The organism is Nocardioides sp. GCM10030259, from assembly GCF_042666375.1.
GTDB lineage: Bacteria > Actinomycetota > Actinomycetes > Propionibacteriales > Nocardioidaceae > Nocardioides.
On the sequence record NZ_JBHTDF010000023.1, the window covers coordinates 49265 to 72486 of the forward strand.

The following is a 23222-nucleotide window of genomic DNA, read 5'->3' on the forward strand; positions in this document are numbered from 1 at the left end:
ATCAGCGCTCGAGGATCGCGACGACGCCCTGACCACCGGCGGCGCAGATGGAGATCAGCGCGCGACCGGAGCCCTTCTCGGCCAGCAGCTTGGCGGCCACGTTGACGATCCGGCCGCCGGTGGCGGCGAACGGGTGCCCCGCGGCGAGCGACGAGCCGTTGACGTTGAGCAGCGAGCGGTCGATCGAGCCGAGGGGCGCGTCGAGGCCGAGCCGCTCCTTGCAGAAGATCGGGTCCTCCCACGCCATCAGCGTCGCGAGCACCTGCGAGGCGAACGCCTCGTGGATCTCGTAGAAATCGAAGTCCTGGAGGGACAGGCCGTTGCGCGCGAGCAACCGCGGCACGGCGTACGCCGGTGCCATCAGCAGGCCCTCGCCGCCGTGCACGTAGTCGACGGCGGCGGTCTCGGCGTCGGCGAAGTACGCCAGCGGCTCCAGCCCGCGCTCCGCCGCCCACTCCTCCGACGCCAGCAGCACGGCGGACGCGCCGTCGGTGAGCGGCGTGGAGTTGCCGGCCGTCATCGTCGCGGCCTCGCCGCGGCCGAAGACGGGCTTGAGCTTCGCGAGCTTCTCGACCGACGAGTCCGGCCGCAGGTTGTTGTCGCGCTCGAGCCCGCGGAACGGCGTGACCTGGTCATCGAGCCAGCCCCGCTCGTACGCCGCCGCCAGGTGCTGGTGCGACGCGGCGGCGAGCTCGTCCTGCGCCTCGCGCGTGATCTCCCACTCGAGCGCGGTCAGCGCGGCGTGCTCGCCCATCGAGAGCCGGGTGCGCGGCTCGCCGTTCTGCGGGATCTCCAAACCGATGTCGCCGGGCCGGATGGCGCCGAGCGCCTTGACCTTGCCGGCCGTGTCGCGGGCGGCGTTGACCTTCATCAGCTTCTTGCGCAGCTTGTCGCTGATCGCGACGGGCGCGTCGGAGGTGGTGTCGGTGCCACCGGCGATGCCGGCGTCGATGACGCCGAGCGCGATCTTGTTCGCGACCTGGATCGCCGCCTGCAGGCCGGTGCCACAGGCCTGCTGGATGTCGACGGCGGGCGTCTCGGGCGCGAGGCGCGACCCGAGCACGGATTCGCGCGCCAGATTGAAGTCGCGGGCGTGCTTGAGCACCGCACCGGCGACGACCTCGCCGAGGCGCTCCCCCTCCAGTCCGAACCGCGCGACGAGGCCGTCGATCGCGGCGGTGAGCAGGTCCTGGTTCGACGCGTCGGCGCAGACCGTGTTCGAGCGGGCGAACGGCGTGCGGTTGCCGCCGATGACGGCGACTCGACGAGTGCTGGTGGTCATGGGTTCAGCCTGCGCCGCGAGCGGGAACGACGTGAAGGACATGAGTGCCAGATCACGAAATCTGGACACTGAGTTACACGAGGAGTTACATACCAGCCATGAGCGATCTCTACCGCGGCTTCACCGAGTCCGCCATCGGCAAGCAGGTGTCGAAGCTCCTGGGCCTCCCGCAGCCCGTCGCGCTGGAGCGGTACGCCGAGGGCGCCCCGCTCGTCGACGGCACGGTCGCGGTCGGCGGCCGGGGCCGGCTCGCCGATGACCTCGTCGGCATCCTCGACTCGCTCGGCATCGCCGCGGTCACGGACACCACGGGCGACGGCACGTTCAAGGGCCTGGTCCTGGACGCCACCGGCATCACGTCCTCCGAGCAGCTGGTCGAGCTCCGTGACTTCTTCACTCCCCTGCTGCGCCGCCTCGACCGCTGCCCGCGGGTGGTCGTGCTCGGCACCCCGCCCGAGCAGGTCGACGGCGCCGAGCGGGTCGCCCAGCGGGCGCTCGAGGGCTTCACGCGGAGCCTCGGCAAGGAGATCGGGCGCGGCGGCACCGTGCAGCTGGTCTACGTCGCCGAGGGCGCCGAGGGCGCGGTGCACAGCACCCTGGCGTTCCTGCTCTCCCCCAAGTCGGCGTACGTCTCCGGCCAGGTCGTCCGCATCGGCGCCCACGGGAGCAAGGACGCGGGCCAGGTCGGCGACTGGCTGCGCCCGCTCGAGGGCAGGGTCGCGCTGGTGACCGGCGCGAGCCGCGGCATCGGCGAGCAGATCGCCCGCGTGCTCCACCGCGACGGCGCGACCGTCGTCGGCGTCGACGTGCCTCAGGCGGCCAGCGAGCTCCAGGCCGTGATGCGCGACCTCGACGGCGACCACCTCGTGCTCGACATCACCGCCAAGGACGCGCCGAAGCGCATCGCCCGCCACCTGAAGGAGAAGCACGGCGGCGTCGACGTCGTCGTGCACAACGCCGGCATCACCCGCGACCGCAGGCTCGCGAACATGGCGGCCTCGGCTGAGAAGGGCGACCGGTTCGAGCAGGTCATCGCCGTCAATCTCACCGCCCCCGAGCGCATCACCCGCGAGCTGCTGGACCAGAAGGTCCTCAACGACAACGGCTCGATCGTCGGCGTCGCCTCGATCGCGGGCATCGCCGGCAACGTCGGGCAGACCAACTACGCCGCGTCCAAGGCCGGCGTCATCGGCCTCGTCGACTCCCTCGCCGACGAGCTGGACCGCGGCATCACGATCAACGCTGTCGCGCCCGGCTTCATCATCACGCAGATGACTGCGGCGGTGCCGTTCGCCACGCGCGAGGTCGGGCAGCGCCTCAACGCGATGGCCCAGGGCGGCCTGCCCGTTGACGTGGCGGAGGCGATCGCCTGGTACGCCAGCCCGGGCTCGACGGCGGTCAACGGCAACGTCGTCCGCGTCTGCGGCCAGATGATGCTGGGGGCCTGACGTGGTCGGCGTCCCCGTCCTGCTCAAGGCGGCGCTGCCCAAGCTCCGCCCCGGGAGTGAGCTGCCCGACCTGCGCCTCGAGCGTCACGACGTGCCCGTCGACGCCGGGCACGTCGCGTCGTACGCCGCCCTCTGTGGCTTCCCCCGCAAGGACGTGCTGCCGCTGCCGTACCCGCACCTGCTGGCCTTCGGGCTGCACATGCGGATCATGACCGACGGCAGCTTCCCCTTCCAGGCCATCGGCACCGTCCACCTCGAGAACTCGATCACCCAGCACCGACCGATCGCGCTCACCGAGAAGCTCCAGGTCACCGCCCACCCCGAGCACCTCCGCCCGCACGCGAAGGGCCAGGTCTTCGACATGGTCACCCACGTGCACTCGCGCGGCGAGCTCGTGTGGGAGGAGACGTCGACGTTCCTGCGCCTGGGCCGCGGCCCGGACGACGCGCCCGCGGGCACGGCGTTCCCCGAGACGGCGCCGACCGGCATCCGGTGGCGGCTCCCGGCCGACCTGGGGCGGCGGTACGCCGCCGTCTCGGGCGATCGCAACCCGATCCACCTCTATCCCCTGACCGCGAAGGCGTTCGGCTTCCCGCGCCAGATCGCCCACGGCATGTGGTCGATGGCTCGCTGCGTCGGCGCGCTCGAGAACCGGCTGCCCGAAGCCGTCACCGTCGCCGTCGGCTTCAAGAAGCCGATCCTGCTGCCCGGCTCGGTGGCGTTCGGCTCGCGCCGGACCACGGAGCCCGGTGGCTACGCGTTCTCGCTGTCGTCGCCGTCCAGCGGCGCGCCGCACCTCGCGGGCGCGGCGACCCCCGCCTGACCGGTCGTCAGGCGGCGCCGCGCGGCAGGTCGGGCCCGGTCGCAGCGGTCGGCACCAGCCGGCGACGCCCGGACGCCGCGGCGTACGCCGCGCGCAGGCCGCCCCGAGGCGCGGTGCGGCTCGGGTCGATGGCGTGCGCGTGCAGCGTGTCGCGCAGCCGCACCAGCGCCTCGGTGCGCAGCTGCACCACCTGCGGCTCCGTCAGGCCGAGATCGGCGGCGAGTGCGGCGGTGGCGCGCTCGTCCAGGAAGTAGCCGTCCAGCACCAGGCGGTGCCGCTCCTCGAGGGCGCCGATCGCCTCGCGCAGGCCGGTGAGCCGCGCGTCGGCCGGCACGGTGCCGACGATGACGGGTGCGGGGCGCGACGCGGGGACGTCGGTGGTGCGCAGCACGACCAGGATCTCGCTGCGCACGACCGCGTTGGCGTAGACGAGGAAGTCGTCGTCGGCGACCGGGTCGTAGTCGCGGGCGGCCTGCACCGCGGCCACCAGGCCGACCGAGAGCAGCTCGTCGCGGTCGACGCACGACGGGATGCGCGCCGCCACCTCCCGCACGATGTCGTGCACGAGAGGCACCGCCGACAGCGTCAGCTCGTCGGCGCTGGGTCCGTCCTGTGCGTTGCTCATGGCAGCCCCATCGGCAGGATGGTGCGCCCCAGCAGTTCTGGACCAGACCAGCTGGTCGTCAGCCGCCCGACCGGTCGAGGCGTACGACGTCCAGCCCGAGCCACTCCGCGAGGGAGTCGATCTCGGCGTCAACGGCGGCGGCCACGTCGGGCGCGAAGGGCACGTCCTCGTGCACCGCTCGCACGACGAGCGCGCCCTCGGCGCGGTCTGCGCTCGCGTCGAGCTTCCCGACCAGGCGGTCGCCGTACAGGATCGGAAGCGCGTAGTAGCCCCATCGCCGCTGGGCCACGGGCTTGTACATCTCGAGCAGGTACTCGAACTCGAAGACCTCCCCCAGCCGCTTGCGGTCCTGCACGAGGCGGTCGAAGGGCGACAGCAGCGCGGCGCGCCCCTCGAACGGCGCGTCGAGCAGGGCGAGGTCGACCCGCCAGGAGCCGCGCACCCCCTCGACCACGGCCGGCACCCCGGCGTCACCCACGTCGTGCTGCTCCCCCGGCGACGAGGCGGCCTTCGCCCGGGCGATGCCCAGAGCGGCGAGCCGTCGCCGGTGGAGGATGCGGCCGGCCTCCTCGACGTCGGGCCACGGGTCGTCCGGGTAGACGCGGTCGGCCAGGTCCCACAGCTGCTCGCGACCCTCCCGCCCGACGCAAGCCACCTCGCCTCGGGCCACCATCAGCATCAGCAGCATCTGGACGTTGCGCGCGTTGTTCCACCCCGACGACCGCCACGGCACCTCGCAGGAGTCCGGGAGCTCGCTGGTCGGGAGCGGCCCGTCGCGGCGCAGCCGGTCGAGCAGGTCGCGGTGGCAGCCGGAGTTGGCCTCGACCCACTCCGCCCGGGCCACCTGCCAGTCCTGGAGCTCGCCCGTGCCGGGCCACGCCGCCATCTCGGCGCGGAAGAGCGTCAGATCCGCGGTGGGCCGGAAGAACCCCTGGTGCTCGATCAGCGTCTGCTCGTCGAGTGCCTCGCGCAGCGACGCGACGTCGTACGACGGGCCGAGCCTGCTCCACAGCACCAGGTCGGCGCTCGGCGCGATCGCGCTGGTCGGCTCGGCCTGCACCACGCTGAGGTGGCGCACCACCTCGACGAGGTCGTGCGGCCGGTCGGCCGTCAGCAGCTGAGCGCCTACGGCGAGGCGCCGGGCATCGGTCCGGCTGAGCCGGAGCGGCTCGGTCACGGCCGGCCGACCGGCTCCTTGGCGCCGGGGCCCTCGGACCCGGGGCGCCGCGGGCGGATCAGGCCCTCCTGGGCGGCCGTCGCCACCAGCGTCCCGTCGGCGGTGAAGATCCGGCCGAAGGCCAGGCCCCGCGCGCCCTGGGCCGACGGCGACCACTGGTCGTAGAGCCACCACTCGTCGGCCCGGAACGGCCGGTGAAACCACAGCGTGTGGTCGAGCGAGGCCATCTGCGTCTTCGAGGGGTTCACGTCGTGCACCGAGAGCGTCGAGCCCAGCAGGCTCACGTCGCTGGCGTAGGTGAAGGCCGCGACGTGGATCGCGGGGTCGTCGGGCAGGCCGTCGCGCAGCCGGATCCACATCCGCGCCTGCGAGACGTGCTCGTCGTCGGGGTCGAGCCCGAAGCGCGTGTTGCCGAGCCAGCGCACGTCGAGGGCGCCCCACTCCTTCGCGAGCGCGTCGGCCTCGGCGTTGCCGCCGCGACGCATCACGTCGACCAGGTCGAAGCCGGTCTCCGGGTCGCCGACCGACGGCATCGCGTCCTGGTGGTCGTAGCCCTCCTCGGGCTTCTGGAAGTTCAGGGTCTGGTAGTAGATCGGGCGGCCGTGCTGGCGGGCCACGACCCGGCGCGTGACGAACGAGCGGCCGTCCCGGATCCGCTCCACGTCGTACACGATCGGCACGGAGTAGTCGCCGCCGAGCAGGAAGTAGGAGTGCAGCGAGTGCACGGCGTACTCCGCGGGGACCGTGCGGATGCCGGCGATCAGCGCCTGGGCGGCGACCTGCCCGCCGTACACGCGGGCGCGAACGGTCTGGGGCTGCTTGCCGCGGAACAGGTCGACGTCGATCTGCTCGAGGTCGAGCAGGTCGACGAGCTCCTCGGTCGGGTTCTGCTCGGCCATCAGGCCCCCTTCCGCGGCCGGAGCACGGCCTCCTGCGCGACGGACGCCACCAGCGACCCGTCCTGGCCGAACACCCGGGCGATGACGAGGCCGCGGCCCGACGAGGCCGACGGCGAGACCTGGTCGTAGAGCCACCACTCGTCGGCCCGGAACGGCCGGTGGAACCACACGGCGTGGTCGAGCGACGCGACGAACACGTCGCCCCTGCCGAAGCTGACGCCGTGCGGCGCCATCGCCGCGCCCACCAGCGTCATGTCGGAGAGGTAGGTGAAGGCCGCCTGGTGGAAGAACGGCTCGTCGGGCAGCTTCGACGAGACCCGCAGCCACACCCGCTGCCGCGCCGGGTGGCGGTCGTCGGGCTCCAGCCCCGACGCCGACGAGCCGATCAACCGGATGTCGGCGACGTTCCACTGGTCGGCGTGCAGCTCCTGCTGCTGGCGCCGGGTCACCGGGCGCACGGACTCGTCGTCGGGACCGGGTACGTCGGGCATCGACTCCTGGTGCTCGAGCCCGGACTCGGCGAGGTGGAAGTTCACGGTCTGCGCGTAGATGGGCCGCCCGTGCTGCTGCGCGATCACGCGGCGGGTCAGGAACGAGCGACCGTCGCGGAGCTTCTCGACGTCGTAGATCGTCGGCACGGACGGGTCGCCGGGCTGGAGGAAGTAGGAGTGGAGCGAGTGCGCGGTGTAGGGCCCCTCGACCGTGCGGGAGGCCGCCACCAGCGATTGCGCGGCCACCTGGCCGCCGAAGACCATCGGGCGGGTCGTCGGCATCTGCGCGCCCCGGTAGAGGTCGTCGTCGATCCTCTCGAGATCGAGCAGCTCGAGCAGCTCGTCGGCGTCGCGCGGCATCTCAGTCCTTCTCCTGGTCGTCGCCGTCCTGCGGCTCGGGGTCCTCGGGGCCGTCGAGCCCGGCGAGGAACTGCTCGAACTGGGCCCCGATCTCCTCGCCGGTGGGCAGCGGCTGGTCGGCCGCGAGCAGGTTGGAGCCGCGGTCCTCGGAGCGCTCGAACGCGTCGTACTGCCGCTCCAGCGCCGCGACCACCTCCGCGACCTCCTCGTTGGCCGCGAGGTAGCCCGCGATCTCGGCGTCCTTGTCCTCGGCCTCGGCACGCAGGCCGGAGAGGTCGATCGTCAGCCGGCCGGCGAGCTCCACCTGCTCGAGCAGCGCGGCGGCGGCCAGCGGGTAGTCCATCTGCGCGAGGTAGTGGGGCACGTGCGCCACGAAGCCCATCGCATCGTGGCCCCACTCCCCCAGCCGGATCTCCAGCAGGGCCTGGGCGCTGCTCGGGATGCGCAGCTCGCCACGCCAGGGGCTCTCGCCCGTGAGCAGCGCGGGGTCGTTGGCGTGCGGGGTCAGCGCGATCGGGCGCGTGTGCGGCACCGCCATCGGCACCGACCCGATCCCCACGACACGGCTGACGCCCAGGCGCTCGACGACCTCGCGCACCGCCCGGCAGAAGGCCTCCCACCGGATGTCGGGCTCGGGACCGTGGAGGAGCAGGTACGGCGTACCGCCAGCGTCGCGCAGCAGCCGCACGACCAGGCGCGGTGCGGCGTACGACGCGTAGTGGTCGCGCACGAAGGACATCGGGGGCCGGCGGGCTCGGTAGTCGTGGAGCTGGTCGATGTCGAACGTCGCCACGACCGGGCCCTCGGACAGGTCGACGAGGTGCTGGGCCGCCCGGCCCGCCGCGTTGCCGGCGTCGAGGAACCCGTCGAGCACGAGCACCATCGTCAGCGAAGCGCCGTCCTCGAGCTCGGGAACGTCGTCGACGATGTGCACGAGGCGGCGATCCGGCATGGGCTACAGCGTAGTGACGACCGGCGCGGACTTCGGGGACCCCCGGCGAGGGAGAGGTCACACGCGCACCGTTATTACCCGCTGGTAACCTGTGCGCGTCCACTGCTTTCCGCTCCGAGGAGAACCCGTGCCCCGACAGTCGCGAGAGGTCGTCTTCGTCGACGGCGTGCGCACCCCGTTCGGCAAGGCCAAGGGCCAGTACGCCGAGACCCGCGCCGACGACCTCGTCATCAAGTGCATCCGTGAGCTGCTGCGTCGCAACCCGTCGCTGCCGCCGGAGCGCGTCGACGAGGTGGCCGTCGCCGCGACCACCCAGATCGGCGACCAGGGCCTGACCATCGGCCGCACCGCCGCGCTGCTGTCCGGGCTGCCGCAGAGCGTCCCCGGCTACGCGATCGACCGGATGTGCGCCGGCGCGATGACCGCCGTCACGACCACGGCGTCCGGCATCGCCTTCGGCGCGTACGACGTCGCGATCGCAGGCGGCGTCGAGCACATGGGCCGCCACCCCATGGGCGAGGGCGTCGACCCCAACCCGCGCATCCTCTCCGAGCGGCTCGTCGACCCCGACGCGCTCGTGATGGGCAAGACCGCGGAGAACCTGCACGACCGCTACCCGACGATCACCAAGGAGCGCGTCGACGCCTACGCGGTGCGCTCGCAGCAGAAGACGGCTGCGGCGTACGACTCCGGCCGGATCCAGCCCGACCTGGTGCCGGTCGCGACCCGCTCCGCCGAGGAGGGCTGGGGCCTCGCCACCACCGACGAGCCGATGCGTCCCGCCACGACCATGGAGTCGCTGGCCGCGCTCAAGACGCCGTTCCGCCCGCACGGCAAGGTGACCGCGGGCAACGCCGCCGGCATCAACGACGGCGCGACCGCCGCGCTGCTCGCCGATGAGGAGACCGCGCGCGAGCTCGGGCTGCCGGTCAAGATGCGCCTGGTGTCCTACTCCTTCGTCGGCGTCGAGCCCGAGGTGATGGGCGCCGGCCCGATCCCGGCGACCGAGAAGGCCCTCAAGCAGGCCGGCCTGACCATCGACGAGATCGGCGCGTTCGAGGTCAACGAGGCCTTCGCCGTGCAGGTGCTCGCCTTCCTCGAGCACTTCGGCATCGCCGACGACGACGAGCGGGTCAACCCGTACGGCGGCGCGATCGCGATGGGCCACCCGCTGGCGTCGTCCGGCGTGCGGCTGATGACCCAGCTCGCGAAGGCGTTCGAGGAGCGCCCCGAGGTCCGCTACGGCCTGACCACCATGTGCATCGGCATCGGCATGGGCGGCACCGTCATCTGGGAGAACCCGCACTGGACTGGAGAGAACGCCTGATGAGCGACCTGACGAACCTGCTGAACCGCGCCCAGGAGATCTCCTCCGACGCCGAGCGCGTCACCCGGGCCCACCTGCGCAGGGCGACGCTCCCCGGCGGCGCCGTGCTCGGCCTGATCACACTCGACAACGGCGAGGACCACACGAAGCCGAACACCTTCGGCCCGCGCTCGCTCCTCGCCCTCAACGAGGCCATCGACGCCGCGCTCGCCGACGACGAGATCACCGCGATCGGCGTCACCGGCAAGCCGTTCATCCTGGCAGCGGGCGCCGACCTGACGTCGATCGCCGGGGGCGGCTCCGACGGCGTGCGCGTCGTGGCGGAGCTCGGCCACGCGGTCTTCCGCAAGCTCGGCGAGGGCGGGAAGCCGTCCTTCGGGTTCATCAACGGCCTCGCCCTCGGTGGCGGCCTCGAGGTCGCCCTGCACTGCACCTACCGCACGGTGATGGACAGCGCCCCCGCGCTCGGCCTGCCCGAGGTCATGCTCGGCCTGATCCCCGGCTGGGGCGGCGCCTTCCTGGTGCCGAACCTGGTCGGCGCCGACAAGGCGGTGACCGCGATCCTCGAGAACCCGCTCAACAACGGCAAGTCGCTGGGCGGCGCTGCGGCGTACGAGCTCGGCCTCGCCGACGCGGTCTTCTCCGGCGCGGACTTCCTGGAGCAGTCGCTGCTCTGGGCCGACGCGGTGCTCCGCGGCGAGATCGTCGTCGACCGCCCGGCGGTCGACCGCGGTGAGGCGTGGGACGCCGCCGTCGCGCGCGCCCGCGCCGTCGCGCAGTCGAAGACGGGTGGCGCGAGCCCGGCCGCGCTCAAGGCCGTCGAGCTCATCGACGCGGCCCGCGACGGCGACCGCGACGCGGGCTTCGCGCGCGAGGACGACGCGCTCGAGGCCCTGTCGCGTACGCCGGAGCTGCTGGCCTCGCTCTACGCGTTCGATCTGGTGCAGAAGCGGGCGAAGCGCCCGGCCGGCGCGCCCGACAGGTCACTCGCCCGTCCGGTGACCAAGGTCGGCATCGTCGGCGCGGGCCTGATGGCCTCGCAGCTGGCGCTGCTCTTCGTGCGCCGCCTCGAGGTGCCGGTCGTGCTGACCGACCTCGACCAGGAGCGCGTGGACAAGGGCGTCGGCTACGTGCACGCCGAGATCGACAAGCTGCTCGCCAAGGGCCGGATCAAGGCCGACAAGGCCAACCGCCACAAGGCACTCGTCACCGGCGCGGTCGACAAGAGCGACGTCTTCGCGGACGCCGACTTCGTGATCGAGGCGGTCTTCGAGGAGATGTCGGTCAAGAAGTCGGTGTTCGCCGACGTCGAGAGGGCCGTCTCCCCCGAGTGCATCCTCGCGACCAACACCTCGTCGCTGTCGATCACGGAGATGGCGGCCGACCTCGAGCACCCCGAGCGGGTCGTCGGCTTCCACTTCTTCAACCCGGTCGCGGTGATGCCGCTGCTGGAGATCGTCCGCGGCGGCAAGACCTCCGACGAGGCGCTCGCGACGGCGTTCGCGACCGGCAAGGCGCTGAAGAAGACCACGATCCTGGTCAACGACAGCCCGTCGTTCATCGTGAACCGGCTGCTCGGCCGCTTCATGGGCGAGGTCGGGCGGATCGTCGACGAGGGCACGCCGGTGCCGGTCGTCGACGGCGCCTTCGCGGGCGTCGCGCCGATGCCGCCGTTCGTGCTGCTGTCGCTCGTCGGGCCGGCGATCGCGCTGCACAACAACGAGACGCTGCACGGCGCGTTCCCGGACCGCTTCTACGTCTCCCCCGCGCTCGAGCGGGTCGTCGCGGCGAGGAAGGCGTCGTACTACGGCGCCGACGGCAGCCTCGACCCCGAGGTCGAGGCGCTGCTCGAGCAGCCGGCGTCACCGGTCGTGCTCACGGCCGACGAGGTCCGCACGCGGGTGCTCACCGGCCTGGCCGACGAGGCCCGCCGGATGCTCGACGAGGGTGTCGTCGTCGCGGCCGAGGACCTGGACCTGGCGATGATCACGGGTGCAGGATTCTCGTTCTGGAACGGCGGTCTGACGATGCTTCTCGAGCGGGAGGGACTCGGGAAGTTCCACTGACCGCTGGAGGCCCGACCCGGTGCCCAGCTGAATTCGGCTAGCGCGCCGGGTCGGGCCGCTCCTCCAGCGCGACGAGCAGGTGCACCGGCACCGCCTCGCTCTTGCCCTTGAGCTCCAGGTCGCCGAGCGGCACCGTCGTCGCGTCGGGGAGCAGCGCCTTGGTCGCTGCGCCGACCGCGACGCCGCCGGCCGGCGCCTTGCCCTCGATGCGCGAGGCCGTGTTGACGACGTCCCCGATCACGGTGTGCGTGCGGCCGCCGGCGGTGCCGAGCAGGCTCACCGCGACCGGGCCGGTGTTGATGCCGACCCGGAACCGCGGCCAGTCCGGGTGGTCGGCGTGCACCCGTCCGGCCGCGGCCTGCAGCGCCAGCCCGGCCGCAGCGGCGCGCCGCGGGTGGTCCGACTGGTCGCCACGCTTGTTGAAGGTCACCATCAGGGCGTCGCCGACGATCCGGTCGACGTCGCCGCCGTACGGGTCGACGACCGCCGGGACCGTCGCCGCGAAGTAGGCGTTGAGCATCGCGGTGACCTCCTCCGGGTCATGCCCCTCGGAGTACGTCGTGAAGCCCTGCAGGTCCGCGAAGAGCACGCTGATGACCCGGGTGCCCGACGTCGTCGCGGGCAGGTAGAGGTCGGCGAACCGCTCCTCGTGCCACGACGCACGCGCCCCGAGCGCGACGAGCGCGAAGGCTGCGAGCAGCAGCAGGTGCCACTCCCACCACGCGAGGTGCCAGTTGTCGGCGAGGGCGATTGCGACCATCGCCTCCGCCAGCAGCACGAAGGCCGACAGCATCGCCAGCAGCACCACCGACGGCCGCCGCAGCCAGAGCTGCGCGTAGCGGGCGGCCGCGATCCCGTAGAGCACGATCGCGATCACGGCGAGCACGTCGGTGACCGCGTCGTCGGCCGTGGGCGGCCGGTCGAGCGGTGGCAGGCCGAGCAGCGACCACGCGCCCCAGCCCGCCATCACGGCCAGCAGCGCGATGCGCAGCGCCCGGCCCCGCCGTACCTCTGCCTCCGCGCGCGCGGCCGGGATGTCGCGCCCCGAGAGCACCGCGAAGACGGAGCCGACCGCGACGCCGATCGGCGTCGCGAGCATGAAGCCCAGGTTGGCGGCGTCGAGCACCATGCCGGGCGTCGCCAGCGCGTGGAGCGCGAGGAACCCGGCCGAGGCGAGGAACGTCAGCGACACCTGCAGCACCCGCGCGTCGCCGCGCCGGATCGCGGCGTCACCGGTCGCGTACGCGAGCCCGGCGGCCACGGCAGCGGTCGCGAAGACCAGCCAGAAGTGCGCCGGCTGGTGCTCCCAGGTCACATCGAGGTCGGACTGCGTGAGCAGCAGCGCCAGCCCCACCAGGGGCAGCAGCAGGGCGACGGCGCCGCCGGCGAGCCGGGCGGGCGAGGGCGTGCGCCGCTCAGCCATGCGCCGTGCTCAGGTGGGTGTGGACCTGGGAGACGACGACGGAGCCCTCCCCCACGGCCGACGCGACCCGCTTGACCGAGCCGCAGCGCACGTCGCCGACGGCGAACACCCCCGGGAGCGTCGTCTCGAACGGCTGCGGCGGCCGTTCGAGCGGCCAGGCGTCCGACCTCGCGGCGTCGGCTCCGGTGAGCAGGAACCCGTGGCCGTCGCGCCCCACCTCCGGCGGCAGCCAGTCGGTCCGCGGCTGGGCGCCGATCATCACGAAGAGCCCGTTGAGGGCGACCTCCCGCTGCTCCCCGCTGGTCCGGTGCCGAATAGTCACCTGCTCGAGGCGTCCGTCGCCGGCGCCGTCGACGACCTCGCTCTCGGTGAGCACCTCGATGACGGGCTCGGCGTCGATCGCGTCGATGAGGTACGCCGACATGCTGTCGACGAGGTCGGGTCCGCGGACCACCAGGTAGACGCGGGTGCAGTAGCGGGCGAGGTGGAGGACCGCCTGCCCGGCCGAGTTCCCGCCGCCCACGACCGCGGCGTCGAGCCCGGTCAGCGCGTGGGCAGCCGACACGTTGGCGCCGTAGTAGACGCCCTTGCCCGACAACTGCTCGAGGGAGGGCACCTGGAGCCGGCGGTAGGAGACACCGGAGGCCAGGACGACGGTTCGGGTGGACACCTCGCCGACGTCGGCGACCGTGGCCACGAACCGGTCGCCGTCGCGGCGCAGCCCAGCCACCTCCCGCATCAGCACGAACTGCGCGCCGAAGACCCAGGCCTGCTGGTAGCCGCGCTGGGTGAGCTCGGAGCCCCGGAGGCCGCGGGAGAAGCCGAGGTAGTTGCGGATCAGCGAGCTCGTGCCGGCCTGGCCGCCGAGGGCCTCCCGCTCGACCACGAGCGTGCGCAGGCCCTCGGACGCGGCGTACACCGCGGCACCGAGCCCGCCCGGCCCGGCGCCCACGACGAGCACGTCATACTCGCGCTCGTCGGGGAGCTGCGTCGACATGCCCCACGCCTCGACGATCTCGATGTCGGTGGGGTCGACGAGGGCCAGGCCGCCGAGCGCGCGCAGCCAGACGACGACCTCGGCCCCGGACGCGGCGTACCGCTCGTAGATCTCGCCGCCGGTCTCGGAGTCGCGGGCGCGGAAGGAGTACGGGATCCGGTTGCGGCTCAGCAGGTCGCTGATCGCGAACCCGCGGGCCGACGACCGGTCGGCGACGACCACGACCTCGCGGAAGCTCTGCGGCTCGTTGCGCGACCAGTCCTGCACGAACTCCGCGATGGTCCGGTGGAAGAGCTCGTCCTGCTGCGCCCACGGCTTCAACACGTAGTAGTCGATGTCGCCGACCGCGACCGCGCGGAGGATCCGCTGCGCCGTCCCGCGGTCGGCCCAGGAGCCCCACGGCACCAGCATCGCCCGCCGCGCCTCCGGGTGGAGGGTCCGCGACGCGGCGAAGATCCGGCTGCGCTCCTCGTCGGCCAGCTCGGCGGCGACGAGCACGATCGCGACCCGCTCCGACCGTGCGTGGGCGCCCTCGATCGTGGAGACCGCGTCGTCGCAGCGCAGCTCGCCGCGGATGCCGTAGTCGCTGCCGAAAGCCCGCTGCAGCTCGCCCTCGATCCGGTGCAGCTGCAGCGGGTCGGCGTCGACCGCCAGGAGGAGCGGACGGTCACCCCAGTCCGCACCGAGCATGTCTCGACGCTAGGCCGACCACACCCGCGTGGCGTCCCCCATATCGGTGACGGCTCCCCTACTCGAGGGGCATCTCGACGCCGTGCTCGGAGGCGGGACGGGCACCGATGATCCGGCGCTCGGACTCGGTGATCGGCACGTCGTTGATGCTCGCCTCCCGGCGCAGCATCAGCCCGTGCTCGTCGAACTCCCACAGCTCGTTGCCGTAGCTGCGCCACCACTGGCCGGCGCGGTCGTGGCACTCGTACTGGAAGCGCACGGCGATCCGGTTGCCCTCGAACGCCCAGAGGTTCTTGCGCAGCGCGTAGTCCAGCTCGCGCTCCCACTTCGCCGTCAGGAACTCGACGATCTGCGTGCGGCCCCGGATGAAGGCGTCCCTGTTCCGCCAGACCGAGTCCGGTGCGTACGCCAGGGCCACCCGCTCCGGCTCTCGCGTGTTCCACGCGTCCTCGGCTGCCTGGACCTTCTGCGCCGCGGTCTCCGCGGTGAACGGAGGGAACGGCGGGCGAGCTTCTGACATCACGACTCCTCGGGTCCGTCGTCAGGAACGGCTGCGGATCACGATCAGTCTCCTCCCGGCGCCAACCCGCTGACCCGGGCATCTGGTCCGCGGCGCCGTACCGTCGCCCCTTGTCGGTGGTTGCGGGAAGGATCGGCACATGGCGACCGATCCTCCCCAGCTCATCGTGCGCGACGCTGCGGCGTGGCGGACCTGGCTTGCCGAGAACGTGGACGAGCAGGCCGGCGTGTGGCTGGTCCTGGCCAGGAAGGGGACGACGGATCCGACGAGCCTGAGGTATGCCGCCGCACTCGAGGAGGCGCTGTGTCACGGCTGGATCGACGGTCAGGCCCGTCGCCGAGATGAGGACACGTACGTGCAGCGGTTCACGCCGCGTCGACGTCGGAGCATGTGGTCGCAACGCAACGTCGGCATCGTCGAGCGGCTCACGGCTGAGGGCCGCATGCATCCCCAGGGTCTGTCCGAGGTGGCGCGGGCGAAGGCCGACGGGCGCTGGGAGGCGGCGTACGCCGGGCCGGCCACCGCAGAGATCCCCGCGGACCTGACGGAGGCGCTGGCCGCGCGCCCGGAGGCGCAGGCGATGTTCGAGAGTCTCACCAGCCAGAACCGCTTCGCCGTACTGCACCGTCTCGGTGCCGCCAAGCGGCAGGAGACGCGAGTCCGGCGGATCGAGCAGTACGTCGACATGCTGGCTCGTGGCGAGACGTTCTACCCGCAGCGCAAGCGCTCGGATCCGGGCTAGGGATCGAGTCGGACCCGTGTGGGCGGCACCTCCCGGGGCGCCGCGCTAGCGTCGAGCGCGTGCCGAGCCCGTCGGAGGACACCAACCGGAGGATGCTGCGTGCCAGGGACGCGATGGATCGCCGCTACGCCGAGTCGCTCGACGTGCCGGCACTCGCGGCCATCGCCCACCTGTCGGCCTCGCGGTTCTCGCGGGTGTTCAAGGACACCTTCGGTGAGACTCCGCACCGTTACCTGCAGCGGCGCCGGGTCGAGCGGGCGATGACGTTGCTGCGTCAGACCGACCGGCCGGTGACCCAGGTGGCTTGGGACGTCGGGTTCGCGAGCCTGGGGACCTTCAGCCGGACCTTCAGCTCGATCGTTGGTTGCACGCCCAGCGAATTCCGCGTCCTGCATGAGCCGGTGGACGTCCCGTCGTGCTTCATCGCCTCCTGGACCAGGCCCCGGGAGGGGACAGTCGTTTCGGAGAAGCGCACCCTGCCCGGCGGGCCGTAGCGTTCCCGCCATGACCAACCACATCCAGACACTTCAGATCACGACCCTGCACGTGCTCGACCAGGAAGAGGCGGTGGCGTTCTACTGCGGAGTGCTCGGGTTCGAGGTGAGCAACGACGTCGACATGGGATTCATGCGCTGGCTCACGATCGCGCTGCCCTCCGACCCGGAGCACCACGTGCTGCTGACCGTCCCGGGCGCGCCCGTGCACGACGAGGCGACCGCCGCGCAGGTGCGCGACCTGCTCACCAAGGGCGCGCTCGGCGGCATCTTCCTGACCAGCGACGACGTGCGTGCGACGTACGACGCGGTGGTCGCCGCCGGTGCCGAGATCACCCAGGAGGTCGTCGAGCAGCCCTACGGCACCGACTTCGGTGCGCGCGACCCGTTCGGCAACTCGGTTCGGGTCGCCCAGCGCTCCGCCGCGTCCAACGAGGAGATCCAGGAGGCGTACGACGCCGCGAAGGCGTGACCGCCCTACCATCAGCGGGTGCCCGAGACCGACCGCGTTGGGAGCGCTCAGCGGATCCTCGTGTACGGCGCCACCGGCTCCGGCAAGTCGATCATGGCGTCCCGGTTGTCGGAGCTGACCGCGATCTCGTGGACGAGTGTCGACGACATCTGCTGGGGTCCGGGATGGGTCCAGATGCCCCAGGACGAGCAGGTCGCCCACTTCGACGCGCTCACCAGGAGACCGTCCTGGATCCTGGACTCGGCGTACGGCGGGTGGCGCCACCTCGTCCACGACCGAGCGGACCTGGTGGTCGCGCTGGACTACTCCCGGCTGACCAGCCTCACCCGTCTCCTCCGACGCACCGCGTCCCGGATCCGCGACCGGCAGGAGATCTGCAACGGAAACCACGAGTCATGGCGCACGGTGTTCGCCCGCGACTCGCTCGTCGTCTGGCACTTCACATCCTTCCGCAACAAGCGCAGGGAGATGCGGGCGTGGGCCGCAGCCGCCGACGGACCCTGCGTGATCCGGCTGTCACGACCGGCCGACGCACGTTCCTTTTTGGCGGCCGAACACGCCCGGCGCTAGGCCGACCGCACCTTCGTGGCGTCTCCCAGCTCGGTGCCGGCTCGACGTCGGCCGTAGGTCAGCAGCACGGCTCCGATGCCGATCAGTGCGAGCCCGGCCGGAAGCAGGGTCATCGGGGGTCCACCCAGCTGCGGGAGGGGCGAGCCGGCGATCCCGCAGCGACTCAGGTCTCGAGGCGCGAGGCTCGGCGACGCGCACGGGTCACCGCCCACCGGGTCCGAGACGAGGGCGACCGGTTGGACCTGGCGTCGGACCGCCCAGGCTCGCGCGGCGGCGCTGCGCGCCGGCGGGTGAGCAGCCGGGGCCTGCTTCGGGACCGGGCGGCCGGCCCGGACGTGGTCCCGTGGCGACGACGCGGTCGAGGAGGCCGCCGTCTGCGGCGCGGCCTCGATCGGTGGCGGAGCCGATGTCCCGGTCTCGGGGGCCGCCACTGCCTCCCTCGGCTCCTGCACGACCGGCGTGTGCTCGACCGGCGCGTGGTCGACCGGCTTGGGCGCGACCGGCTTGTTCCCGACCGGCTCGGGCGCCTTCCGCACGATGTCGGCGGGGGCCTGGGGAGTGTCGGTGACTTGTTCGACCGCGTCACCCACAGCGTCGACGGCGGGCCCGTCCACGGCGCCCTCCACCACGTCTCCGGCGGCGCCGTCGACAACGCCGCCCGCGCCGCCCACCACGCCGCCCACGACGTCACCGGTGGGCTCGCCGGCCACGTCGCCGGCCACGTCGCCGGCCACGTCGCCCACCACGTCGCCGACGTCGCCGACGACTCCGTCCGCCAGCGCCGGCCCCGCTGCCACCCAGGACAGCAGGATCACGCCGCTTACGGCCAGGATCCTGACTCCCATCGATGCTCGAACCATGGCGAGCTCCCCTCCGCCGATCCCTCAGGCTGCGGCACCCGCACAGCCTGCATGGGTAACGACGGTGCCCGGCGATGTGTTACGGCAGACCCCGCGGTGCGTGCCTACCCTCGGTGCGTGGACACCGAGGACGTACGCATCGCGATCTACGACCAGTTCCGGCGCGGCCAGATCCCCTCGGTGTCATCGCTCGCCACGGACCTGTCGGTCACGACCGACGAGGTCAGAGCCGAGCTGACGACCCTTGCCGGCCAGCGGCACCTCGCACTCGGGGCGGACGGCGAGATCACGATGGCGCACCCCTTCACGGCAGTCCCGCTGGGATTCTCGGTGATGGGCCGGGACAGGTTGTGGTGGGGCGGCTGCGCGTGGGACTCGTTCGCGATCCCTCACCTGCTGCCCGACCAGAGCCCGGCGCTGGTGGCCACGGCCTGCCCCGCCTGCGACAGGCCCCATGCCTGGCAGGTCGACAACGAGCAGCCCCCGCAGGGCGATCAGGTCGCGCACTTCCTGGTGCCGGCCAGCCACATGTGGGACGACGTGGTCCACACCTGCGGCAACCAGCGGATCTTCTGCTCCGAGCACTGCGTCGACGCGTGGCTGGACAGGACCGGGCTCGCGCGCGGCTACGTGATGGACCTGCCGACACTCTGGCGACTCGCGTCGGAGTGGTACGCCGGCCGGCTCGACCGCGGCTACGTCCGCCGTGAACCGGGCGCAGCCGCCGACTACCTGCGCAGCGTCGGACTCAGCGGCGCGTTCTGGGGACTCCCGGACTGACGCGTCAGGCGCTCCCGGCCCGCCAGGCTCGGCAGAGGCGGAGATAGTTCTCGGCGACGGCGGCGCGTACGCCGTGCTCGTCCAGCTCGCCGCGGGCGTGGGCGAGGGCGGGCGCGTTCCAGAGCGAGCGGCCGACGGCGAAGCCGACGTAGCCGGGGGTGGCCGCACCGACGGCGAGCCACTGCTCGACCCGGTCCAGGTCGGCGCCGCGGCCGAGCACGATGCAGGAGACGTCGGGCCGGCCGTCGGCACGGGCGGCGGCGACCACGGCCGCGGCGTCGGCGGTCGAGTCGAGGCCCTCGATCTTCCAGACCGCCGGGTCGGCGCCGGCGGCGCGGAGCCGGTGGACGGCGTCGACCATGAGCCCGGGTCGCATCTCGGCGTCCCAGCGCTGCAGGTCCGGCCCGGAGGCGGCGCGCTGGGCCGGGGTCGGCGGCATCAGCACCTCGACGATGAGCGGGAGCCCACGGTCGAGGCACCAGTCCGACATCTCCCCCAGGCGGTCGGCCTGGCGGGCGTTCAGGTCGGCGTCGCCCTCGGGGTTGTAGCGGAGCAGCACCTTCACCAGGTCGGGCGCGAGCCGGTCCACCACGGCGGCGGTGGCGTCGAGCGTCTCGCCGTACTCCCACTGGAGCTCGCCCTGGCCGCTGCGCTCGAGCGGGAGGCAGACCAGCGCGCCGGCGGCGCGGGCGTCGGCGACCAGCGGGCCGCCGTACTCCTCGTCGAGCAGCACCGTGGCACCGCGCGGATCGTCGAGCTCGCCCAGGGCGTCGAGGAAGCCGTCGAGGACCACCCGCTTGACCGCCCGCGCACGGGCGGTCTCCGCGGCGGGGTCGGAGCCGTCGAGCCCGAGGAGGGTGCGGTAGGAGTCGCGGTGGTCCATCGCGAAGATCAGCAGCGGGTCGGTCCAGCCGGGGACCGTGCTCATGTGGGCTCCTCGATGTCGTCGGGCTCGGGTACGGCGGCGAGCCGTCGCGCCGCGGAGGGCGGCGCCAGGGTCACGGTGGCACCGGCCGACCGGAGCCGCTGGACCTCGGCGGGGTCGGCCTGGGCGTCGGTGATGATCTCGTCGACGTCGTCGATGCCGGCGATCCGGGCGAGGTGCACGCGGCCCAGCTTGCTGCCGTCGGCGACCACGATCACCCGGCGCGCCCGGGAGAGCAGGGCGGCGTTGGTCTGCGCCTCGACCTCGTCGTGGGTCGTCAGCCCGCCGTCGGGGTCGACCCCGTCGACACCGACGATGGCGACCCCGACGTTGAGCACGCGCAGCGCCTGCTCGCTCCAGAGACCGACCAGCTCGTAGGACTGCGGCCGAGCGACGCCGCCTGGCACGACCACCTTGACCTTGGGCCGGAGCGCGAGCTCGGCGGCGATGTTCAGCGCGTTGGTCACCACCGACAGCGACTCGCGGACGGCGAGCTGGCGGGCGACCTCGGTCGTCGTGCTGCCACCGGTGAGGCCGACGACCGCGCCCATCGGGACCCGGCTGACCGCGACGCGGGCGATGTCGCGCTTCTGCGCGGTCTGGGCGGCGCGGTAGCGCAGCGGCAGCTCGTGGGCGGCCTCGACGGCGACCGCTCCGCCGTGGGTGCGCTCGAGCAGCTTCTGCTCCTCGAGCAGCTGCAGGTCCCGTCGTACGGTCGCGAGCGAGACACCGAACATCGCGGCCAGCTCGGGCACGCTGATAGACCCGGCGGCATCGAGGTGGTCGAGGATCGCCGACACGCGGTCGGCGCGCCGCCAGGACCGCGGACTCGACGGGCTCGGCATGGCGTCCACTATGAGCGACGCGATCACCTGAGCGCACACAAACGCGCAGGGTGCGTTGCTTGTTCGTACGGCGACCGGGACGCCTCGGTGTTCACTGACGCCATGACTCCAGGCGGGCCACCCGTGATCACCTTCATCGGCGCCGGCAGCGTGGTCTTCACCAAGGACCTGCTGCACGACCTCCTGTCGATGCCCGAGCTGGCCGGCAGCACCATCCGGCTGCACGACATCGACGCCCAGCGGCTGGTGACGGCGGAGGCGATCGCGCACCGGATGGCGGCCCAGGTCGGCGCGAAGCCGACCGTCTCCACCCACCTGTCGCTGGACGAGGCCGTGGCCGGGGCGGACTTCTGCATCAACGCCGTCAACGTCGGCGGGCATCCCGCGACCGTGACGGACTTCGAGGTGCCCGCGGCGTACGGCCTGCGCCAGACGATCGGCGACACGCTCGGCGTCGGCGGCATCTTCCGCGCCCTCCGCACGTACCCGGTGCTCGACCGGATCGCCGCGGCGATGCTCGAGGGGTGCCCGGACGCGTGGCTGCTCAACTACACCAACCCGATGTCGATGAACGTCACCTACCTCGCGCGCCGTCATCCGCGGCTCAAGGTGCTCGGCCTGTGCCACTCGGTCTACTGGACCGTGCACGACCTGTGCGAGCTGCTGGGCGTGCCGCTCGAAGGCACGTCGTACCGCGCGGCCGGCGTCAACCACCAGGCGTGGCTGCTGCACTGGGAGCACGAGGGGCGTGACCTCTACCCGCTGCTCGACGCCCGGATCGCCGAGGATCCCCAGCTGCGGCGGCGCGTGCGCGTCGACATGTACCGCCGGCTGGGCCGCTACCCGACCGAGACCAGCGAGCACTCCAGCGAGTACGTGCCGTGGTACCTGCGCGACGAGCGCGAGGTCGAGCGGCTGCGGATCCCGGTCGGGGACTACCTCGGGATCAGCGCCGGCAACCTCGCGGAGCACGACGCGACGCGGGCGCTGCTGGAGACCGACGAGCCGCTGGAGACCGCCGACGCGACGGAGTACGCCCCGCAGGTGATCCACTCGCTGGTCACCGGCACGCCGCGGGTCATCCACGCCACGGTCGCGAACGACGGGCTCATCGACGGCCTGCCCGCCGGCCTCGGCGTCGAGGTGCCGGTCGCCCTCGACGCGGCCGGTCCCGCGCCGGCGCGCGTCGGCGCCCTGCCTCCGGTCTGCGCGGCGCTCAACCGCAGCTTCCTCAACGTGGTCGACCTGGTCGCCGAGGCCGCGGTCACCGGCGACCCGAGGGTGCTCCGCCAGGCCGCCATGGTCGACCCCAATGCGGCCGCGTCGCTGACCGTGGACGAGATCTGGTCGCTGGTCGACGCGATGGTGGCCGCTCACGGCGACCGGCTGCCGGAGCCGTTGCGCGTGCCTCTGGAGCTCTAGAGACCAAGCACCCGCTGGGCGTTGTCGCGGTAGACAGCGCGGAGCAGGGTCTCGGGCAGGGCGCAGCCGCTGACCCGCCACCTGCCCTGCGGCGGGAGCGCGTCCTCGTCGACGTACGAGAAGTGCTCGTCGTCGGTCTCGAGGAAGCGCCACCAGCGGCGGTACTCCCCGAGCTCCGGCGGGAAGCAGTCGCTCCCGAAGAGGACCCGCTCGGGGAACGCCTCGACCAACCGGCGGAAGGCCCGCGGTTGCCGGCCGACCTCGGCGAGCCGGCCGCCGGTGTCGACGTGCCAGTTCGGCAGCCGGCGCAGCGCCTCGCCGACGGCGGTGAGGTCCTCGGCGTGGCAGCCCACGTGTGCCCCGACGAACGTCGTCCCCGGGCACGCCCCCACCAGCCGGTGGAGCGCGGCCATCAGCTCGTGGAACGACGGGTGCTCGGGACCCCCGAACCACCAGTCGGGGTGCACGCCGAGCTCCTCGATGCGCTCGTTGCGCTCGTCCAGCGGGTCGAAGAACGCCACCGGGTCGGCCGTGTGGATGAGCACCGGCAGTCCCAGCTCGCCGGCTGCCCGGCACACCGCCACCACGCGGGGGTCGTCGGGCGCGACCAGCCGGCCGGACCCGTCGCGCACCCGGAGCCCCAGGTCCTTCCAGACCTTCAGCCCGCGAGCGCCCGCCGCGGCCGACTCCCCGAGCTGCGTGATCAGCGCGTCGCCGGAGTCGAGCAGGGTCCAGTCCACGTGGCAGAAGGTGACGAAGCGGCCGGGGTGCGCGGCGTCGTACCGGGCGAGGTTCTCGGCCAGCTCGCTCCCCCACCGGCCGTCCAGGTTGACCAGCGTCTCCACGCCCGCGGCGTCCATCACCTCGAGCACGTCGGCGAGCGACGCCAGCCAGCCGCCGTCCGCGGCGAGCCACCGGCCGACGTGGTTGTGCGCGTCGACGGCGGGCACGAGCGGGCGCGGTACCTCGTGGGCGGGCAGCACCACCCGCGGACGCGGCCGCCAGCGCGAGAGCGGCAGATCGGTCACGACT

23 protein-coding genes are annotated in these 23222 nt (G+C 72.7%); 10 read left to right on the forward strand and 13 right to left on the reverse strand.

Annotated elements, in window-relative coordinates; all coding sequences use genetic code 11:
* Position 1 precedes the first annotated feature (1 nt).
* Positions 2–1282, reverse strand: coding sequence for an acetyl-CoA C-acetyltransferase (locus ACFQQI_RS18550; RefSeq protein WP_378566904.1), 1281 nt, complete (start codon positions 1280–1282; stop codon positions 2–4).
* A 98-nt stretch (positions 1283–1380) separates the two neighbouring features.
* Between ACFQQI_RS18550 and ACFQQI_RS18555 the strand changes: the two genes are divergently transcribed.
* Together ACFQQI_RS18555 and ACFQQI_RS18560 are read left to right on the forward strand one after the other, a co-directional pair.
* Positions 1381–2730, forward strand: a complete 1350-nt coding sequence (locus ACFQQI_RS18555) for a 3-oxoacyl-ACP reductase (protein WP_378566907.1) — start codon at positions 1381–1383, stop codon at positions 2728–2730.
* A gap of 1 nt (position 2731) precedes the next feature.
* Entirely contained in the window at positions 2732–3553 is an 822-nt protein-coding gene (locus tag ACFQQI_RS18560) for a MaoC family dehydratase (protein ID WP_378566910.1), read from the forward strand.
* Positions 3554–3560: 7 nt separating this feature from the next.
* On the opposite strand, the gene ACFQQI_RS18565 is transcribed toward ACFQQI_RS18560, so the two are convergent.
* From ACFQQI_RS18565 to ACFQQI_RS18585, 5 genes are read right to left on the reverse strand one after another with little or no spacing between them, the layout of a single operon-like run.
* Positions 3561–4178: a sigma-70 family RNA polymerase sigma factor gene (locus ACFQQI_RS18565; protein WP_378566913.1), complete on the reverse strand. Its 618-nt coding sequence runs from the start codon at positions 4176–4178 to the stop codon at positions 3561–3563.
* 58 nt (positions 4179–4236) lie between these two features.
* On the reverse strand, positions 4237–5355 hold the full coding sequence (locus tag ACFQQI_RS18570; protein WP_378566916.1) for a DNA glycosylase AlkZ-like family protein: 1119 nt from the start codon (positions 5353–5355) through the stop codon (positions 4237–4239).
* Positions 5352–6254 carry an acyl-CoA thioesterase gene (locus tag ACFQQI_RS18575; RefSeq protein WP_378566919.1) on the reverse strand — a complete coding sequence of 301 codons (903 nt, stop codon included), beginning with the start codon at positions 6252–6254 and terminating at the stop codon, positions 5352–5354. Before ACFQQI_RS18575 ends, ACFQQI_RS18570 begins: the two co-directional genes overlap by 4 nt.
* Positions 6254–7105: an acyl-CoA thioesterase gene (locus ACFQQI_RS18580; protein WP_378566922.1), complete on the reverse strand. Its 852-nt coding sequence runs from the start codon at positions 7103–7105 to the stop codon at positions 6254–6256. The genes ACFQQI_RS18575 and ACFQQI_RS18580 overlap by 1 nt, the downstream gene beginning before the upstream one ends.
* 1 nt (position 7106) lies before the next feature.
* On the reverse strand, positions 7107–8057 hold the full coding sequence (locus ACFQQI_RS18585; RefSeq protein WP_378566925.1) for a PAC2 family protein: 951 nt from the start codon (positions 8055–8057) through the stop codon (positions 7107–7109).
* Positions 8058–8184: 127 nt separating this feature from the next.
* On the opposite strand from ACFQQI_RS18585, the gene ACFQQI_RS18590 reads away from it, so the two are divergent.
* Positions 8185–9384 (forward strand): thiolase family protein, encoded by a 1200-nt coding sequence (locus ACFQQI_RS18590; protein WP_378566928.1) that lies wholly within the window; start codon positions 8185–8187, stop codon positions 9382–9384.
* On the forward strand, positions 9384–11450 hold the full coding sequence (locus tag ACFQQI_RS18595; RefSeq protein WP_378566931.1) for a 3-hydroxyacyl-CoA dehydrogenase NAD-binding domain-containing protein: 2067 nt from the start codon (positions 9384–9386) through the stop codon (positions 11448–11450). The genes ACFQQI_RS18590 and ACFQQI_RS18595 overlap by 1 nt, the downstream gene beginning before the upstream one ends.
* 37 nt (positions 11451–11487) lie before the next feature.
* Here the strand turns inward: ACFQQI_RS18595 and ACFQQI_RS18600 are convergent, their stop codons facing one another.
* The 3 genes from ACFQQI_RS18600 to ACFQQI_RS18610 are packed head-to-tail and all read right to left on the reverse strand — an operon-like array spanning position 11488 to position 15080.
* Complete coding sequence (locus ACFQQI_RS18600; RefSeq protein ID WP_378566934.1) at positions 11488–12873, reverse strand: adenylate/guanylate cyclase domain-containing protein; 1386 nt, start codon at positions 12871–12873, stop codon at positions 11488–11490.
* A complete protein-coding gene (locus ACFQQI_RS18605) occupies positions 12866–14560 on the reverse strand; it encodes an FAD-dependent oxidoreductase (protein WP_378566937.1) in 1695 nt (564 codons plus the stop codon). Before ACFQQI_RS18605 ends, ACFQQI_RS18600 begins: the two co-directional genes overlap by 8 nt.
* Before the next feature lie 58 nt (positions 14561–14618).
* On the reverse strand, positions 14619–15080 hold the full coding sequence (locus ACFQQI_RS18610; protein WP_378566940.1) for a nuclear transport factor 2 family protein: 462 nt from the start codon (positions 15078–15080) through the stop codon (positions 14619–14621).
* A 139-nt stretch (positions 15081–15219) separates the two neighbouring features.
* On the opposite strand from ACFQQI_RS18610, the gene ACFQQI_RS18615 reads away from it, so the two are divergent.
* From ACFQQI_RS18615 to ACFQQI_RS18630, 4 genes are read left to right on the forward strand one after another with little or no spacing between them, the layout of a single operon-like run.
* The gene (locus tag ACFQQI_RS18615) at positions 15220–15822 is read left to right on the forward strand and encodes a YdeI family protein (RefSeq protein WP_378566943.1); all 603 of its coding nucleotides are present in this window, start codon (positions 15220–15222) and stop codon (positions 15820–15822) included.
* A 59-nt stretch (positions 15823–15881) separates the two neighbouring features.
* On the forward strand, positions 15882–16316 hold the full coding sequence (locus ACFQQI_RS18620) for a helix-turn-helix domain-containing protein (protein WP_378566946.1): 435 nt from the start codon (positions 15882–15884) through the stop codon (positions 16314–16316).
* A gap of 10 nt (positions 16317–16326) precedes the next feature.
* Positions 16327–16788, forward strand: a complete 462-nt coding sequence (locus ACFQQI_RS18625; protein WP_378566949.1) for a VOC family protein — start codon at positions 16327–16329, stop codon at positions 16786–16788.
* An 18-nt stretch (positions 16789–16806) separates the two neighbouring features.
* Positions 16807–17358, forward strand: coding sequence for an adenylate kinase (locus ACFQQI_RS18630; RefSeq protein WP_378566952.1), 552 nt, complete (start codon positions 16807–16809; stop codon positions 17356–17358).
* Here the strand turns inward: ACFQQI_RS18630 and ACFQQI_RS18635 are convergent.
* A complete protein-coding gene (locus ACFQQI_RS18635) occupies positions 17355–18203 on the reverse strand; it encodes a hypothetical protein (RefSeq protein ID WP_378566954.1) in 849 nt (282 codons plus the stop codon). The genes ACFQQI_RS18630 and ACFQQI_RS18635 overlap by 4 nt on opposite strands.
* 132 nt (positions 18204–18335) lie before the next feature.
* Here ACFQQI_RS18635 and merB point away from each other — a divergent pair, with 132 nt between their 5' ends.
* A complete protein-coding gene (gene merB, locus ACFQQI_RS18640) occupies positions 18336–18998 on the forward strand; it encodes an organomercurial lyase (RefSeq protein ID WP_378566956.1) in 663 nt (220 codons plus the stop codon).
* 4 nt (positions 18999–19002) lie between these two features.
* Here the strand turns inward: merB and ACFQQI_RS18645 are convergent, their stop codons facing one another.
* Entirely contained in the window at positions 19003–19926 is a 924-nt protein-coding gene (locus ACFQQI_RS18645; protein WP_378566958.1) for a 2-deoxy-5-keto-D-gluconate 6-phosphate aldolase domain-containing protein, read from the reverse strand.
* Positions 19923–20768: a DeoR/GlpR family DNA-binding transcription regulator gene (locus tag ACFQQI_RS18650; protein ID WP_378566960.1), complete on the reverse strand. Its 846-nt coding sequence runs from the start codon at positions 20766–20768 to the stop codon at positions 19923–19925. The genes ACFQQI_RS18645 and ACFQQI_RS18650 overlap by 4 nt, the downstream gene beginning before the upstream one ends.
* Before the next feature lie 123 nt (positions 20769–20891).
* Here ACFQQI_RS18650 and ACFQQI_RS18655 point away from each other — a divergent pair, with 123 nt between their 5' ends.
* Positions 20892–22190, forward strand: a complete 1299-nt coding sequence (locus ACFQQI_RS18655) for an alpha-glucosidase/alpha-galactosidase (protein WP_378566963.1) — start codon at positions 20892–20894, stop codon at positions 22188–22190.
* On the opposite strand, the gene ACFQQI_RS18660 is transcribed toward ACFQQI_RS18655, so the two are convergent.
* Positions 22187–23218 (reverse strand): amidohydrolase family protein, encoded by a 1032-nt coding sequence (locus ACFQQI_RS18660; protein WP_378566966.1) that lies wholly within the window; start codon positions 23216–23218, stop codon positions 22187–22189. The two genes, ACFQQI_RS18655 and ACFQQI_RS18660, sit on opposite strands and share 4 nt — an antisense overlap.
* Positions 23219–23222: the final 4 nt, after the last annotated feature.